The following is a 16,961-nucleotide window of genomic DNA, read 5'->3' on the forward strand; positions in this document are numbered from 1 at the left end:
CAAAGGGGGTCTCCATCCTCGGACGGCGTCGCCACCGCCGGTCGTCGGGGGACGGCTACGCGGCGCTGCGCGGCGGGGTGAGAACGGTGGCCAGGGCGTCGTGCAGGACGGGGTCGTGCGCCAGGATCCGGCGCAGCAGCTCCTGGGTCCACGACCCGACGCGGCCGCCCCGCCCGGCCACGGCGGTGCTGGTCCGCTGGTACGCGGTCACCGCCTCGGCCTGCCTGCCGGACAGGTAGAGGGCGAGCACGAGCCTGCCCGCCAGCGCTTCCCGCGCGGGGTCCTCCATCAGGAGCGGATGCAGGCGCTGGATCACCGAGTGGGCCCGGCCGACCAGCAGTTCGGCGGTCGCCCAGTCCACCAGCGCCGCTGTCCGGGCCTCGGTGAGCGCCCCGGCCTCGGGCCACCGGCCCGCGGTCTCCGGCAGGTCCGCCAGCACGGTCCCGCTCCACAGGTCGTCCGCCTCGCCGAGGACCCGGCCCGCGCCCGCCCAGTCGCCCTCGGCGAGCAGTGCCCGGCCGTGGTCGGCGAGGTCGTGGAACCGGGTGCTGTCGAGCAGGTCGGCGTCGACCCGCACCGAGACGCCCGTCCGGCTCCAGGCGAAGACGGGCCGCCGCTCCGGCTCCTCCGGGCCCAGCGGCAGCGAGCGGAGCCCGGACACGGCGTTGCGCAGGACCTTGCGCCACGTCGTCGGCTCCTCGCCCGGCCAGACCGCCGACCGGAGCCTGCTCTCGGGGACCTGCTGGTTGGCGTTCAGGAGCAACAAGCCGAGGACGGTGCGTTGAACGGCTCCGTTCACCGCGGTGTGTCCACCGGTGTTGCGGACTTCCAAGGGGCCGAGTATTCGGAAGAATAATTCCCTTTTCAGCGCTACGACCTCGATCCTGTTCTCACTGGTTTCTTCGCCGTCGGAGTCGTCGTCGGATCCGGTGATGCGGGGACGCTAGCACGGGAATAGAGAACCTATGGAGACGCTGAAACACGTCTCATTTGGGCTGGGATTCCGGGCATCGTCGCAGTTCCCGGCGCTTCCCGGTCGTGATCCGCCACGACCGGGAACGCGCTGCGGCCCTAGTGCAGGCAAGAACTCGCCCAATTGCGAATGGCGGTCGACAGTCGAGTTCGAGGCACGCGGTTCGAGTGGGATACCGCTTGGTAATGGACTCCGGTACCTCTGCGCGCACTGGTACCGGAGTTCACATATGTGTTTCCCGATATCCGCTAATCAGCCCAGTTGCTTGTCCACGAAGCACCACCGCCAGGTCTCGCCCGGTTCGAAGCTGCGCATCACCGGGTGGCGGGTCTCGTGGAAGTGCTGGGCCGAGTGGCGGCCCGGTGAGGAGTCGCAGCAGGCCACGTTGCCGCACTTGAGGCACATCCGCAGGTGCACCCACGTCATGCCCTCGGCGACGCAGACCGCGCAGCTGTCCGGGGAGCTGGGGTCCTTGTCGACCCACTCGTGGTCCAGGTGCTTGCAGGAGCCCGCTGTGGCGGCCGGGGTGCGCAGTTCGCGGCCCTCGACGTCGGGTTCCTCCTCGCGCTGGTCGAGCATGGACTCCTCGATGTCGAGCCGCTCCAGCACGCGGCGCAGGACGTCGTCGTCGGCGCTGCCGCTGTCGCGGGCCTTGAGGAACTGGTCGCGCTCGACCTCCAGGAGTTCCAGCCGCAGCCTGCGGTAGGCGTCGCTGGGCGTCTCGACCAGCGCGCTCTGCCGTCCCAGCCGCTCCCACGCCGAGTCCGAGCGCTGCCGCAGCCGGTCGCGCAGCCGTTGGACGATCTCCGGCGGGTCGTCGGGCGTGTGGATCTCCTCCAGCCGCGCCAGCGCCGCGGTGGTCATGTCGTGCAGCACGGACGCCTCCTGCAACGCGTCCTCGGCCGGGTCGGGGCGCGGCAGCTTCAGCCGTCGGATCAGCGGCGGCAGCGTCATGCCCTGCACGGCCAGCGTGCCCGCCACGACGACGAACGCGGCCAGCACCAGCACGGCCCGCTGCGGGGTGTCCGCGGGCAGCACGAACGCCGCGGCGAGCGTGACCACCCCGCGCATCCCCGCCCAGGAGATGACCGCGGAGTAGCGCCACGGCCACACCTTCGCCCTCGCCCTGGTCGGCATCAGCCGCCGTTCCAGGCGTTTCATCGTGCCGATCCCGATCAGCCACAGCATCCGGGTGATGATCGTCGCGGCGAGCACGGCCACGCAGATCCAGCTCAGCATCGCGAACGACAGCCCGGACTCCTGCACCTCGTCCAGGATCCGCCGCAGTTGCAGGCCGATCAGCAGGAAGACGGTGTTCTCCAGCAGGAACGCGATGGTCTGCCAGTTCAGCCTGCTGGCGAGACGGGTCGAGCCGGACAGGATCCGCGGGGCCTTGTGCCCCATGATCAGCCCGGCGATCACCACCGCGATCACGCCCGACCCGTGGATCGCCTCGGCGGGCAGGTAGGCGATGAACGGCACCGCGAACGACAGCGCGGTGTCCAGCACCGGCTCGTCCAGCCGGGCGCGGACGAACGCGGTCGCGAACCCGACGACCAGCCCGACCGCGATCCCGCCGAAGGCGGCCAGCAGGAAGTCCGTGCCGACCTGCCAGAACGTGATCGAGCCGACCATGGCCGCCATGGCCGTGCGCAGCGCGACCAGCGCGGCCGCGTCGTTGAAGAGGCTCTCGCCCTCCAGGAGCCGGATCAGCTTGCGGGGCATCCCGACCCGCCGCGCCACGACGCTCGCCGCGACCGCGTCCGGCGGCGCCACGACCGCGCCGAGCGCGATCCCGGCCGCCAGCGGCAGACCGGGGACCACCCACCAGGCGACCAGCCCGACGCCGACCGCGGTGAACACGACCAGCCCGACCGACATCAGCCCGATCGCCCCCCGGTTGCGCCGGAAGTCGACCAGCGACGTCTGGATGGCCGCCGAGTACAGCAGCGGGGGGAGCAGCCCGAGCAGCACCACCTCGGGGTCGAGGTGGTACTCGGGCACGCCGGGGACGTAGGACGCGCCGACGCCCACGGCGATCAGGCACAGCGGTGCGGACCAGTCCAACCGCCGCGCCACCGCGCTGACGACCAGGACCGTCACGACCAGGACCACTATCTCTGCCGCGATGTGCACGGGGTAATCCTCACTCGGACCGCCGCGGCGGTGTGCCGCGAGGGTCGATTCTGCTGGAAGAGGGGCCGGATCGCCGTCAGCCGGTCGGCGTGACCCGCCCCACGAGCGCGATCAGCCGCCGGTGCTTGCGCGGCCGCCAGGCCTCGCGCCCCTCGTACGGCCACGCGTACACCGGGTCGCCGTCGACGATGAAGTCGAGCAGCCGCGGCTCGTCGAGGTCGCGCGCGGCGAACTCGTAGAGCGCCTGCATCCTGGGCAGCATGACGCCGTAGTCGATCAGCCTGCCGAGGAAGTCCTCCTGGTCGAGGATCACCGTGATCGACCGCTCCACCAGCGGGTACTCGCGGGGCAGGACGTCGCGCAGCGACAGGTACACGTCCACGCCGCGCCTGCGCGGATCGCCCAGCCGCCCCAACGGCCGCAGCCCCCGGCCCAGCGCCAGGCGGGGGTTCAGCACCAGGCCGTGGACGAACAGGACCCTGGCCAGGGTCACGTCCAGGAAGAACCGCTCGACGGGCGACTCGGCGTCACCGAGCCGCCGGTGCTCCACGTACCCGGCGACGATGCTGGTGTTGTGGGCCCGGTACCAGGACGCGGGCGACGGGTCCGCGAGGAAGGCCAGCCAGCGGGCCACGGCGGGGCGGCTCGGCGTGCCCGGAACGCCCGCCGCGAGCAGGTCCGCCTCGGCCGCGTCGCGCAGCAGCCCGGCGTTGACGGCCCGCCACCACGGGCTGCCCGGCCGGTCGCCGCGGACGGGGGCGAGGACACCGCGGGAGACCTGCCACTGGAGGAACGCCAGTTCCGCGCGCCGGTAGCCGCGCACGTCCGCCCGTCCCGGCTTGCGCGCGTAGAACGCGGCGGCCAGGTCGAGGCGTCGGGCCGGGTCGTCCCGCGCGGCCTCGACCAGGAGGTCGGACCGCTCGGCGGCGGTCGGGGTCACGTGTCCGCTCCACGAGGGGAGTCGACGGGGTTCACGGGCTTGATCGCACCACATCCGGTCCCGTGCGCCGAGTTGTCCGGCGCCCTGCCCGCCGGCAGGATCGCCGCCATGGAACGCGTGCTCGGGATCGGTGGGTTCTTCTTCCGCGCGAAGGACCCGGAGGCCTTGGGGGCGTGGTACCGGGAGGCGCTCGGCCTCGACGCCGACGAGCAGGGCGTCTGGCAGCAGGCGGTGGGCCCGACGGTGTTCGCGCCGTTCGACGCGGAGACCGACTACTTCGGCGCGCGCACCCAGCAGACCATGCTCAACTTCCGCGTCCGCGACCTGGACGCCATGCTCGCGCAGCTCCGCGGGCTCGGGGCCGACGTCGCGGCCGACGTGCAGGACTTCGAGGGCGTCGGCCGGTTCGGGTGGGTCACGGACCCGGAGGGCAACCGCGTCGAACTCTGGCAGCCCGCGGGCTGATCGTCAGCGGCGCAGCCGGGCCGGGTCGACCTCGGCGGCGGCCGTCACCACGTCCAGCGCGTGGCCCTTGTCGTACGCCGCGGCGAACACGTCCTCGCCCAGCACGGCCCGTCCTCGCCGGGTGAGGTCGAGGACCCGCGGATCGGTGCGGTCGTGGGCACCGAGCAGCCGTGACGACGCCCCGAGCAGGAAAGCCGCCTCCTGGTGGCGTCCGAGCGCCTCGGCGAGCGCGGCCGTGGTCACCGCCACCAGCGACAGGATCGGCCGGTCCTCGGTTCGCACGGCCGCCGCGTAGCCCGCGGCCAACGCCTCGGCCGCGCCCTCCCGGTCACCCAGCTCCAGGCTGAGCGCGGCCCGCACGGTGCCCGCCAACGTCCGGACGTGGTCGCCGGACAGCTCCAGACCGCCGTGCGGACCTCGTTCGGCGTGGTCGAGCAGCTCCCGCGCCCGGTCCAGGTCGCCGAGCCGCACCCGGAAGTCCGCCTCCCGCACGTCGACCAGGACCAGCATCTCCTCCGACGCGGCGCGGTCCGCCCGGTCGCGGGCCGAGTCGATCATCGCGACCGCGAGGTCGGTGTCGCCGCGCCGCAGGTGCAGGTCGATCCAGCGCAGGTCGCTGTACACCTCGTCGCCCAGACCCAGCGAGCCGAACTGGTCGGCCAGCGACCGTGCCTCGCGCAGGTCGGCCAACGAACCGTCGAGGTCGTCGTACTGCCGCAGCTGGGCGCGCAGCTGGAGCGCGTCGGCCTGGCCCCAGCGGTCGCCGACCTGCCGGAAGCAGGCCAGCGCCTCCTCCACGTCGGTGCGCGTCCTCGCGAGCTCGCCCGCGTTCTCGACGTACTGCGCCCGGAACAGGCGGGCCAGCCCGGCGAGCCACGGGTCGTCGCCGTCGACCACCCGGCCGACGAACGCGAGCCAGGTCCGGTCGTCGTGCACCCGCGCGGCGACCAGACCGGGCAGGTCCGGCGGCTCGGGGTGGGCGAGCAGCCGGTCGGACAGCTCCCGCCTCCGCTCCCGGTGGTCAGTGCTCGCCGTGGGCACGGGTCCGGCCTCGGCGAGCAGGTGGATCGCCTCGGCGCGGTCGCGTTCGGGCATCGGCTCGCCACCGGGCACCGCCAGCGCCACGCCCAGCCAGTGGACCGCGTCGGACTGCCTGCCGAGCATCCGCCAGTACCAGGTCAGGCTGAGGGCGAGGGCGACCGCGCCGGAGGCGTCACCGGTGTCGCACCGGCGGCGCAGGGCGGCCACCGCGTTGTCGTACTCGGCGTTGACGACCCGCAAGGCCGCCACCTGCCCCGGTCCGCGCAGCTCCCGGTCGAGGCGGGCCATCAGCTCGGTGACGTGGTCCGCGGCCAGGTCTCGGGTCGTGCCGAGGTCACCCGACTCGGCCAGGCGCTCGATGCCGTACTCGCGGATCGTCTCCAGCACGCGGTAGCGGCCGGGGTCGGGCGCGAGCTGCACGAGTGAGCGGTCCACTAGGCCCGCGAGCAGGTCGGGGACGTCGGCGGCCCGCACCGACGTGCCGGCGCAGACCGCGGCGGCCGAGGCGGGCGTGACGCCGCCGGAGAGGATCGAGACGCGCTCGGCGACCGTGCGCTCGTGCTCGCCCAGCAGGTCCCAGCTCCAGGCGATGACCGCGCGGAGCGTGCGGTGCCGGGGGAGCGCGGTGCGGCTGCCGGTCGTGAGCAGCCGGAACCGGTCGGAGAGCCCGTCGGCCAGCTCCGGCAGCGACAGCGTCCGCAGCCGGGCCGCCGCCAGTTCGAGCGCCAGTGGCAACCCGTCCAGACCGCGGACGACCCGCACCACGTCGGACAGCGTGCTGTCGTCCACGGCGAAACCGGGGCGCACGGCCGCGGCCCGCTCGGTGAACAGGCGCACCGACGCCACGACCTCGGCCCGGTCCACGTCGTCGTCCGGCCCCGGCATCGGCAGCGGGCCGAGGGGGGCCAGCGCCTCGCCGTCGATCGCGAGGGGTTCACGGCTGGTGGCGAGCACCCGCGGTCCGGAGCACCGGGACAGCAGCGCGGCGACCAGGCGGGCCACGGCGTCGACGAGGTGCTCGCAGTTGTCGACCAGCAGCAGGCACTCCCGGCCGTCGAGCCGGTCGACGAGCGCGTCCAGCTCGTCACCGCGCCCGCGGGCCTCGACCAGCGCGCCACCGCGCGGCCCGATCGCGGCGAGCACGGCCGCGCCGACCTTGGCGGGCTCGGTGACCGGCGCGAGGTCGACCATCCAGACGCCGTCGCGGCACTCGTAGCGGCGGGCGGCCTCCACGGCGAGCCGCGTCTTGCCCGCCCCGCCGGGGCCGAGCACGGTGACCAGCCGCCCGGCGGCCAGCAGCGCCTCGATCCGGGCCAGGTCGTCGTCCCGGCCGATGAAGCTGGTCAGCGGCACGGGCAGGGTGTTCGGCCGGGTCCGGACGGGGACGGGGGCTTCGGTGCGCAGCAGGTCGAGGTGGCGTTCGCGCAGCGCGGTGCCGGGGTCGGTGCCGAGGACGTCGGCCAGGGTCTCGCGGACCCGTTCGTACAGGGCGAGGGCGTCGGCCTGGCGGCCCTGGGCGGCGAGCGCGTCCATCAGCAGCGCGGCGGCCCGCTCGTGGACGGGGTGGTCGACGAGCAGGGCCGTGAGCCGGGTCGCGGCCGGGTCGGGACGGCCCAGCGCGAGGTCTGCGTCGGCGAGGTCGACCACGGCCTCGACCGACGCGTGGGCCAGCCGGGTCGCGGCGGCGGGCGCCACCGCGGCGACGACCGCGGGCTCGACGCCGGGGTGCTCGCCCCACAGCGCCACGGCCTCGCCGAGCACGGCCACCGCGGCGGCCGGGTCGCCCGCGCGCAGGTGGTCACGGCCCGCGGCGGCGAGTCGTTCGAACCGCAGCGCGTCCACGTCGGCCTCGTCCACGGCCAGCCGGTAGCCGCCCGCTACCCGCGTGACGTCGTCCGCCGAGCCGAGCATCCGGCGCAGCCGGGAGACGAGGGTCTGCAACGCATGGGCGGGACCGGAGGGCGGGTCTTCGGGCCACACCGCGTCGACCAGCACGTCGGGCAGCACGGCCCGGCCGCCCGCGAGCGCCAGCCGTGCGGCTAGGTCCCGCAGCCGCGCCCCCGGCACCGGCAGGTCCACGTCGCCGCGCGACACCCGGAAGACGCCGAGCAGCGCGACCCGGAGCCGTTCGCCGTCGTCCACGTCCTGATCTTCGCGCGCCCGTGCGCGGGTCGCCAAACCCGGTGCCGGCGTCGTGTGTGCGCGGTGTGTGCGGCTCGGGTCAGCCTTGGCCCGTCCCGATCACGGAGGAACCATGAACAGTCCGGTCACGATCATCGGCGCGGGTCTCGGCGGTCTCGTCCTGGCCCGCGTCCTGCACGTCCACGGCATCCCGTCCGAGGTCTACGAGGCCGAGCCGTCGCCGACGGCCCGCGCACAGGGCGGGATGCTCGACATCCACGACTACAACGGCCAGCTCGCCCTGGAGGCGGCGGACCTGCTCGACGAGTTCCGCGGCCTCGTCCTGGAGGGCCGCCAGGCGATGCGGGTCGTCGACCGCGACGGCACCGTGCTGGTCGACAAGGCCGACGACGGCACCGGCGGCCGTCCCGAGGTGCAGCGCGGCGACCTGCGGCGGCTCCTGCTCGACTCGCTGCCCGACGGCACGGTCCGGTGGGGCCACCGGGTCGAGGGCGTCCGCGCGCTCGGCGACGGCCGTCACGAGGTGAGCTTCGCCGACGGCGGCACGGTCGTCACGAGCCTGCTCGTCGGCGCGGACGGGGCGTGGTCGCGGGTCCGGCCGCTGCTCTCCGCCGCCACGCCCGAGTACGGCGGCGAGTCGTTCGTGGAGACCTACCTGTTCGACGGCGACACCCGCCACCCGGACGCCGCGCGGGTCGTCGGCGGCGGGATGCTGCTGGCGTTCTCGCCGGACCGGGAGATCCACGCCCACCGGGAGAAGGGCGGCACGCTGCACGCCTACGTGGTGATCGCCGAACCCCTGGAGTGGTTCGCCGCCGTCGACTTCACCGATCCCGCCGCGGCGACCGCCCGGATCGCGCTGGAGTTCGAGGGCTGGGCGCCGGAGTTGAGGGCGCTCATCACCGAGACCGACACCCCGCCGGTCCACCGTCCGCACTACACCCTGCCAGCGGGCCACCGGTGGGACCGGGTTCCGGGGGCGACGCTGCTCGGCGACGCCGCCCACCTCTCGGTCCCGGACGGCGAGGGCGCCAACCTCGCCATGCTCGACGGCGCCGACCTCGGCCGGGCCCTCGCCGCGCATCCCGACGACGTCGAGGCCGCGCTCGCCGAGTACGAGGGGGTGCTGTTCCCGCGCAGCGCGGAGCAGTCCGCGAAGGCCGCCTACAAGCCCACCCCCGAGGACCTGGTCGAGTTCGTCCGCACGGCGGGGGAGCGGTGACCCGGCCGGACGACGGCTGGGTCCGCACGTGGGGCGCGGCGCCGCACGCACCCCTGGCGGCGTTCGACCCCGTTCCGCCCCTCGCGGGCACGACCCTGCGCCACGTGGTGCGGGTCAGCGGCGGCGGCCGGGAGGTGCGGGTGCGGTTCACCAACGAGTACGGGACGACACCGCTCGTCATCGGCGCGGCGAGCGTGGCCCTGTCGACGCCCCGCCCGCTGACCTTCTCCGGTCGGACGACCGCCGTCGTCCCGGCGGGCGCTCCACTGCTCAGCGACCCGGTGGACCTGGTCGTGCCCGCCCTCGCCGAGCTGACCGTCAGCCTCTCCCTGCCGGAACCCGTCGAGACCGCCACCGTCCACGGCATGGGCGTGCAGACGTGCCTGCTGGTCCGGGGCGGCACCACCTCGGTGCCGATGGTGGTCCTCCTGTCGGCCGTGGAGGTGCGCCCGGACGCCCCCGCGCGGACGGTCGTCGTGCTCGGCGACTCCATCGCCGACGGCGTCGGCTCGACCCCGGACGCCCACCGCCGCTGGACGGACCGCCTGGCCGAACGCGCGGGGCCCGCGTTCTTCGTGTCCAACCAGGGCATCGGCGGCAACCGGGTGCTGAACGGCGGTCTCGGCGACTCGGCCTCGGCCCGCTTCGACCGCGACGTGCTGGCGACGCCGGGCCTCGGCGCCGTGATCGTGTCCGAGGGCATCAACGACCTCGCCGTGTCCTTCGGCCCGCGCCTGAGGGACTTCACCGACGAGCCGGTGACGACGGACGACCTAATCGCGGGCTACCGCCTGCTGATCACCCGCGGGCATGATCGAGGGGTGCCGGTCCTCGCGTCCACGCTCACGCCCTTCGAGGGCTCGGACGCCTTCACCGCGGAGGGGGAACGGGCGCGGCAGGTGGTCAACGCCTGGATCCGCACCGGCGGCGCGTTCGACGGGGTCCTGGACTTCGACGCCGTCTGGCGCGACCCGGCCCACCCCACCCGGATCTTCGACGCCTTCCACGAAGGCGACCACGTGCACGGCAACGACGACGGCTACCGGGCCCTGGGGGACTCCGTGGACCTGGCGCTGTTCCGCTGAACGAGGAGAACCCATGCACGACGTGATCATCGCGGGCGCGGGCCCGGTCGGCCTGCTGCTCGCCTGCGAACTCGGCCTCGCGGGCCGCTCGGTCCTGGTGCTGGAGCGGGAGCCCGAGCCGGGGTCGGTGTGGAAGGCGTACCCGTTGGGGATGCGGGGGCTGTCCGCCGGGTCGGTCGAGGTGTTCGACCGGCGCGGGCTGCTGGACGTGCTCCGGGCGGCGTCGGGCGTCACCGACGTCCCCGACGAGGACGCGCCCCCGCGCTTGGCGGGCCACTTCGCCGGGATGGTGGTCGACCCCGCCAGGATCGACCTCGCCGCCCTCCCGTTCCGGCTCCCCGGTCCGGCGGGGGAGGGAATGATGACGAGCCTCGAAGCCGTCGAGGCCGTGCTGGCCGCGCGGGCCGCCGACCTCGGCGTGGAGATCCGGCGCGGCGCCGCGGTTTCGGGCGTCGAGCAGGACGCCGAGCACGTGGTCGTGCGAGCGGGCGAGGACGAGCACCGGGCGCGGTGGCTCGTCGGCTGCGACGGCGGCCGCAGCGCGGTGCGCCGCCTCGCGGGCTTCGACTTCGTCGGCACCGAACCGGCGGTCACCGGCTACTCGCTGGTCGCCACCTTCACCGACGACGAGAAGCTGAGCCCCGGCTTCACGCCGACGCCCGCGGGCCTCTACGTCCGGACGCCGTTCGAGGGTCACCTCGGCCTGATGGACTTCGACGGCGGCGCGTTCGACCGTTCGCGGCCCCCGACCCGCGACCACCTCCAGGAGGTCCTGCGCCGGGTCTCCGGCACGGACGCGACGCTGGAGGAGGTCCGCCTCGTGTCCACCTTCACCGACCGGGCCATGCAGGCGACGACCTACCGGCGGGGCCGGGTGCTGCTCGCGGGCGACGCCGCCCACGTCCACTCCCCGCTGGGCGGCCAGGGCCTCAACCTGGGCCTCGGCGACGCCGTGAACCTCGGCTGGAAGCTCGCGGCGACGCTGCGCGGGCACGACCTCCTCGACACCTACACCCGTGAACGCCACCCGGTCGGCGCGCGGGTGCTCGACTGGTCCCGCGCCCAGGTGGCCACCCTGCACCCCGGTTCGCACGCCCCGGCGCTGCGGGCGCTGGTGCGCGACCTGCTCGACACCCGCGACGGCGCCACGTACGTGTTCGACCGGATGTCGGGCAAGTCGATCCGCCACGACCTCGGCGACGCCGACCCGTTGGCGGGCCGCAACGCCCCGGACTTCCGCCTCGCCGACGGCACCCGCCTGGGCGACCTGCTGCACGACGGCCGGGGTGTCGTGCTCGACTTCACCACCGACCGGCTGCTGCACGAAGTGGCACGGGGCTGGGCGGACCGGGTGCGGTACGCGGCGGGACGGGCGGGGGAGGACTTCGGCCGCGGCGCGGTCCTCGTCCGACCGGACGGGGTGATCGCGTGGGTCGGTGATCGGGTGCCGGACGGTGACGCGTTCGCGCGGGCGGCACGCCGGTGGTTCGGTGCGTAACGGGCATCCCTTGTGGACCGTCCACCCGACACGGTGGCCACCGAGGTCCCGGAATTCGACGCCGGGAGCTGGGAGCCTGGTGCCGTGACCGAACCGCTCGTCGTGATCGTGACCGCGTTCGTGGTGATCGCCGCCGCCACCCTCGTGGGGCCGCGCCTGAGGGTCGCGGCGCCGCTCGTGCTCGTCGCGATCGGCGTCGCCGCCAGTTTCCTGCCGGTGTTCGGGTCGGCGCACATCGAGCCCGAGTGGATCCTCGAGGGCGTCCTGCCGCCGCTGTTGTACTCGTCCGCGGTGTCGATGCCGTCGATGAACTTCCGCCGCGAGTTCGGGGCGATCAGCGGACTGTCCGTCGTGCTCGTCGTCGCCAGCGCGCTGCTGCTCGGCCTGTTCTTCTCGCTGGTCGTGCCCGGCCTGGGGTTCGCGTGGGGTGTCGCGCTCGGGGCGATCGTCAGCCCGACGGACGCCGTGGCGACGTCCATCGTCAAGCAGACGGCGGTGTCCAAACGCGTCGTGGCGATGCTCGACGGGGAGAGCCTCCTCAACGACGCCACCGCGCTCGTGCTCCTCCGCACCGCGATCGTCGCCACCGCCTCCACGTTCTCGTTCTGGGGCTCGGTGGGCACGTTCGCCTACTCGGTCGTCGGCGCGCTCGTGGTCGGCGGGCTGGTCGGGTGGCTCAACCTGGTGGTGCGCAAGAGGGTCACCGACCCGGCCGTCAACACCGTGCTGTCGTTCACGGTGCCGTTCCTCGCGTCCGTGCCCGCCGAGCACCTCGGGGCGTCCGGCCTCGTCGCGGCGGTCGTGGCGGGCCTGGTCACGGGGATCCGCGCGCCGCGCGACCTGTCGCCGCAGAACCGGCTGTCGGACTCGCAGAACTGGCGCACGGTCGAACTCGTCCTCGAGGGCGCGGTGTTCCTCACGATGGGCCTGCAGATCAAGTCGATCGTCGCGAACGTGCAGCAGGACCACGCGGGCGTCGGCACGTCCGTGCTCATCGCCGCCGGGGCACTGGCCCTCACGATCCTGGTGCGCGCGGCGTACATCGCCCCGCTGCTCGGCTTCCTGCGCCGCCGCGGTCGGCGTCGGGAGGAGTCGCGGGACAGGGTCCTCGACCTGCACGAGCGCCTGAGCACACCCGAGGGTTTCCAGGAGGTCCAGTCCCGCAGGCGGCGGGTGTCGGAGCGGCAGCTCGACCGGTTCGCGGTCCGGATCACCCGCATGGTCGCCGACATCGACTACTTCCTCCGGCAACCGCTCGGCTGGCGCGACGGCGTCGCGGTCGTGTGGGCGGGGATGCGCGGCGCGGTGACCGTGGCCGCGGCGCAGACCCTCCCCGACGACACCCCGCAGCGCTCGGTCCTCGTGCTCATCGCGTTCGCGGTCGCCATGCTCTCCCTGCTGGTCCAGGGCGGCACCATCGGACCGCTGCTCGGGCTCATCGCGCCGGACGTGGACCGCGCCACCGCCGACGAGCAGGCCACGGCCGAGCGGACCCGGATCATGGACCTGCTCAAGACGAGCGCGGAATCGGTCGACGAACCGCCGCACCCCACGGGCGATCCCACCCCGGAGACGTACGCCGTGACCAAACGCCACCGCCTCGACGTCATCGCCGCCCAGCGCTCGGTGCTGCTCGACGCCCGCGACAACGGCACCTTCGACGCGGACGTCCTGGCGAGCGCGCTGGCCAACCTGGACGCGGCCCAGATCACCCTGGAGATGCGCGGCGGCCCGGCCGCCTGAGCCACCGCGCCGGTCGGCGTTTTCCCCACAACCACAACACTTTCCGCTGCCCGGCCAACCTGCGAGTATTCCGCTGCGGGGACACGGCCTGGGGGCCGCAGCGGGTGTCGGGGCGCGCTGTCCACGTCCTCGTCCTGGTCGAGGGGACCCGAGCATGAGATCGAGACGAGCGGCACTCCCGCTGGCGTGTGCCGCCCTGCTGGTGTGCGTGGTGGTCGGCGCGCCCGCGCAAGCGGACCCCGTGCCGGTCGCACCGGACGCGCCGGTGGAACTGGTGGAGCTGGGGACCGAGACGACCCGCGTGTTCCAGAACCCGTCCGGGACGCGGACGGTCGAGGAGTTCGTCCGGCCGTTCCGCGCGAAGACCGCGGCCGGGTGGGCGCCGGTCGACACGACGCTCGTCCGGGGCTCGGACGGGGCCGTGCGGCCGAAGGTGACGCCCGTGCCGGTGCGGTTCTCCGGCGGCGGGGACGACGCGCTGGCGAGCGTCCGCCGTGACGGCAGGGAGTTGTCGCTGTCGTGGCCGCGCACGCTGCCCGAGCCCGACCTGGACGGTGACACCGCGACCTACCGCGAGGTCCTGCCCGGTGTGGACCTGCGGGTGCGGGCCGACCTCGACGGGTTCTCCCAGGTGCTCGTGGTGCACGACGCCGCCGCGGCGGCGAACCCGGACCTGCGGGAGATCACGTACGGCACGGCCGGGCACGGCGTGCGGATCGTGGCGGGCGAGAACGGGGCCACGACAGCCGTCGACGACGCCGGGAACGCGGTCTTCGTGTCCGGCAGCCCCGTCATGTGGGACACGCCCGCCTCCCCGGCGGGGCTGGTCGCGGCCACCGCCGTCCCGGAGGTCGACCACCGGCCGATCGGGCTGGAGGTCCGCGACGGCGAACTGGCCGTGCTGCCGGACGCGGCGATGCTCACGTCCCCGACCACGTCCTTCCCGCTCTACATCGACCCGTCCTACAGCGCCACGCAGTACCGCTGGACGTCGGTGAACTCCTACTCGCCGACCACGTCGTACTGGACGAGCCAGCGCGACACCTCGCGGGTCGGCTACCAGAGCTACAGCTCACCCACCTCCCGCTACCGGTCGTTCTTCCAGGTCAACACCGCCCCGTTCGCGGGCGGGCGGGTGCTGGACACGTGGTTCGCCGTCACGCTCGACCACTCCGGCGGCTGCGCCTCGACGCCGGTGGACTTCTGGCACACCAGGGCGATCGATCCGGCGAACGCGGTCACCTGGAACAACACCACGTCCCACTGGCTGACCAAGCTGGACACCCGGTCCGGCCACGCCAACGAGGCGGGCGGCTGCGGCACCACGCAGCCGGACATGCCGATGGAGTTCTCCTCGACGGCGTTGAAGACGCTGGTGCAGACCACCGCGACCAACGGCACGGGCACGCTGACGTTCGGCTTCCGCGCGCCGAACGAGAGCGACAACAACCAGTGGAAGAAGTTCCTCCCCGCGACCGCCCGGCTCGTCGTCGAGTACAACATCGCGCCGCGCCCTCCGCTGAACTTCACGACGGTCCCGCCGACGCCGTGCGGCACCGCGACCGCCCCGACGGCGCTCAACACCGCCACGCCCACGTTCTCGGCCATCGCGTCCGACCCGGACAACGACAACGTGCGCGGCCAGTTGGAGATCCTCGACGGCGACGTCGTGGTCAAGACCGTGGACGGGCCGACCATCGCCTCCGGCGGCGCGTTCGCCTGGTCGCCGCTGCCGACCGGCGTCCTGCCGGAGGACCAGCCGACGAAGGTGTTCAACTACCGGTCCCGGATCCGGGACGCGGGCCTGCCGAGCACCGACTCCGCGCGCTGCTACTTCACCGTCGACCGCACCCGGCCCGGACTGCCCACCGTCGCCTCCGCCGACTTCCCCGACGGCACACCGGTGCGGGCGGTGGGGGAGTTGGGCACGGTGACGTTCACCCGCGCCACCGGTGACGCGGACGTCGCCGGGTTCCGGTACGGGTTCCAGCAGGACAAGACGACCATGTGGGTCGCCGCCGACGCGGCGGGCTCGGCCACCGTGCCGATCACCCTGTGGGACGACGCGTCCGGCGGCACGAAGTCGCTGTTCGTCCGCGCGGTCGACCGGGCGGGCAACATCAGCCCGTCCGGTCCGGTGTGGACGCTCACGGCGACCCTGCGCGCGGTGCCTGGCACGGCTGTGCGGGCCGACACCAACGGCGACCGGCGGGCGGACTTCGCCACGCTGTTCGACCAGGGCGACGGCCGGACGGCGGCGTGGAACTTCCTGTCCACCGGCGGCGGGTTCTCCTCCGGCTACGTCGGCTGGGACACCGACGTCAGCGGCGGTTTCCCGCTCTACCGGGTCAAGAGCGCGAACGGCGACTTCGACGGCGACGGCCGGTCCGACATCGCGGTGCTGCGGGAGGACCCGGACCGCAAGGTGCGGCTGTTCCTGCTGCGCTCGGACGGCAACCGGTTCGACGCCGAGGGCGAACCGGCGTGGAGCGGCGACTACCGGCTGTCCCACCTGCGGCTCGCGGCGGGCGACTTCGACGGCGACGGTGACGACGACCTCGCCGTGTTCCAGGGGCTCACGGGCGCGCAGACCAGGCTGTGGGTGCACCTCGCGAGCGGCGGCGGGTTCGCCGCGCCCGTGCTCCAGTGGGACAGCGGCGCGAACGGGCTGGACGTGAACCAGCTGTCGCCGGTCGCGGGGGACTTCGACGGCGACGGTGACGACGACCTGGCGGCGTTCCGCGGTGTCGCGGGCGCGACGGCGACCAAGCTGTGGCTGCACGTGTCCAACCGCACCTCCTTCGCGGCTCCCGTGCAGCAGTGGGACAGCGGCACGACGACGTTCGACCGGGCGCGGGCCACGTTCGCGGCGACCAACGTCACCGGCGACGCGGCGGGCCGGGACGAGATCGTGGCCGAGTACGACCGGGGCAACGCCTCCACGCAGGTGGTCGTGTTCACTGCGGGCACCGGGACCTGGGCCACGTCGGTCGGGTGGGACAGCGGCGCGGCGAACACCTTCGACGCCAGGAAGACCGTGCTCGCCGCGGGCGACTTCAACGGCGACGGCAAGGGTGACATCGCGACGCTGTACGACACCGGCGGCGGCAACCGGCAGCTGCACACGTTCCTGTCCACCGGCACGGCGTTCGCGGCCAAGCGCACCGACTGGACCGGCCGGGTCGCCGACGTCGCCGACTCCGTCTACGTGGAGCCGGGAAGGCGCTACCGCTTGCAGCCCACGCACACGGACAAGTGCGCGGGCGTCCCGGCGGGCAACGTCGCCAACGGCGGCCTCGCCCAGCAGCAGGCCTGCGTGGCGGGGGCGGGGAACCAGCAGTTCGAACTGCTCCGCATCGGCGCCACGCCGTACTACCGGTTCAAGGTCGCGTCCTCGGGCAAGTGCCTGGACATCGGCGGGTACAAGCGGGAGGACAACGCCGCCGTCGCGCAGTACACGTGCGACCCGTCCGGGGTGCCGCAGGCGAACCAGCAGTTCCGGCTGGACTACGTCGGCGGGTCCGGGATGGACGTGGTCGTGCAGCCGCGGATCGTGCACAGCGACAAGTGCCTCACCGTGACCGGCGCGGGCACCGGCGACAACATCGCCGTGGTGCAGGTGACCTGCTCCGGACTGGCCAACCAGCGGTACGCGCTGCGGATCGAGCCGTAGCGAAAGGGGGGTGGCCGCGTGAGCGACCACCCCCCTTCCCCGG

10 protein-coding genes are annotated in these 16,961 nt (G+C 73.8%); 6 read left to right on the forward strand and 4 right to left on the reverse strand.

Features of this window, described 5'->3' with window-relative positions; all coding sequences use genetic code 11:
• Positions 1-55: 55 nt before the first annotated feature.
• From ACFWW9_RS19745 to ACFWW9_RS19755, 3 genes are all read right to left on the reverse strand, one after another.
• Positions 56-766, reverse strand: coding sequence for a BTAD domain-containing putative transcriptional regulator (locus tag ACFWW9_RS19745; protein ID WP_390379461.1), 711 nt, complete (start codon positions 764-766; stop codon positions 56-58).
• Between the two features lie 459 nt (positions 767-1,225).
• A complete protein-coding gene (locus ACFWW9_RS19750) occupies positions 1,226-3,109 on the reverse strand; it encodes a Na+/H+ antiporter (RefSeq protein WP_390379464.1) in 1,884 nt (627 codons plus the stop codon).
• A gap of 76 nt (positions 3,110-3,185) precedes the next feature.
• On the reverse strand, positions 3,186-4,049 hold the full coding sequence (locus tag ACFWW9_RS19755) for a hypothetical protein (RefSeq protein WP_390379467.1): 864 nt from the start codon (positions 4,047-4,049) through the stop codon (positions 3,186-3,188).
• 39 nt (positions 4,050-4,088) lie between these two features.
• Between ACFWW9_RS19755 and ACFWW9_RS19760 the strand changes: the two genes are divergently transcribed.
• Positions 4,089-4,514: a VOC family protein gene (locus tag ACFWW9_RS19760; protein ID WP_390379470.1), complete on the forward strand. Its 426-nt coding sequence runs from the start codon at positions 4,089-4,091 to the stop codon at positions 4,512-4,514.
• A gap of 3 nt (positions 4,515-4,517) precedes the next feature.
• Here the strand turns inward: ACFWW9_RS19760 and ACFWW9_RS19765 are convergent, their stop codons facing one another.
• Positions 4,518-7,697, reverse strand: coding sequence for a BTAD domain-containing putative transcriptional regulator (locus ACFWW9_RS19765; RefSeq protein WP_390379473.1), 3,180 nt, complete (start codon positions 7,695-7,697; stop codon positions 4,518-4,520).
• A gap of 112 nt (positions 7,698-7,809) precedes the next feature.
• On the opposite strand from ACFWW9_RS19765, the gene ACFWW9_RS19770 reads away from it, so the two are divergent.
• From ACFWW9_RS19770 to ACFWW9_RS19790, 5 genes are all read left to right on the forward strand, one after another.
• Entirely contained in the window at positions 7,810-8,919 is a 1,110-nt protein-coding gene (locus ACFWW9_RS19770) for an FAD-dependent oxidoreductase (RefSeq protein ID WP_390379476.1), read from the forward strand.
• On the forward strand, positions 8,916-10,004 hold the full coding sequence (locus tag ACFWW9_RS19775) for an SGNH/GDSL hydrolase family protein (protein WP_390379479.1): 1,089 nt from the start codon (positions 8,916-8,918) through the stop codon (positions 10,002-10,004). The genes ACFWW9_RS19770 and ACFWW9_RS19775 overlap by 4 nt, the downstream gene beginning before the upstream one ends.
• 13 nt (positions 10,005-10,017) lie before the next feature.
• On the forward strand, positions 10,018-11,502 hold the full coding sequence (locus ACFWW9_RS19780) for an FAD-dependent oxidoreductase (protein ID WP_390379482.1): 1,485 nt from the start codon (positions 10,018-10,020) through the stop codon (positions 11,500-11,502).
• Between the two features lie 84 nt (positions 11,503-11,586).
• Entirely contained in the window at positions 11,587-13,245 is a 1,659-nt protein-coding gene (locus ACFWW9_RS19785; RefSeq protein WP_390379485.1) for a cation:proton antiporter, read from the forward strand.
• Between the two features lie 154 nt (positions 13,246-13,399).
• On the forward strand, positions 13,400-16,918 hold the full coding sequence (locus ACFWW9_RS19790; protein WP_390379488.1) for an RICIN domain-containing protein: 3,519 nt from the start codon (positions 13,400-13,402) through the stop codon (positions 16,916-16,918).
• Positions 16,919-16,961: the final 43 nt, after the last annotated feature.

Origin of the sequence: Umezawaea sp. NPDC059074 (assembly GCF_042738955.1) — a bacterium.
GTDB lineage: Bacteria > Actinomycetota > Actinomycetes > Mycobacteriales > Pseudonocardiaceae > Umezawaea.

Excerpts from the sequence above, each read along its gene's own strand:
- ACFWW9_RS19790 (WP_390379488.1), top strand. The coding sequence starts at position 13,400 with ATGAGATCGAGACGAGCGGCACTCCCGCTGGCGTGTGCCGCCCTGCTG.
- ACFWW9_RS19770 (WP_390379476.1), top strand. The coding sequence starts at position 7,810 with ATGAACAGTCCGGTCACGATCATCGGCGCGGGTCTCGGCGGTCTCGTC.
- ACFWW9_RS19780 (WP_390379482.1), top strand. The coding sequence starts at position 10,018 with ATGCACGACGTGATCATCGCGGGCGCGGGCCCGGTCGGCCTGCTGCTC.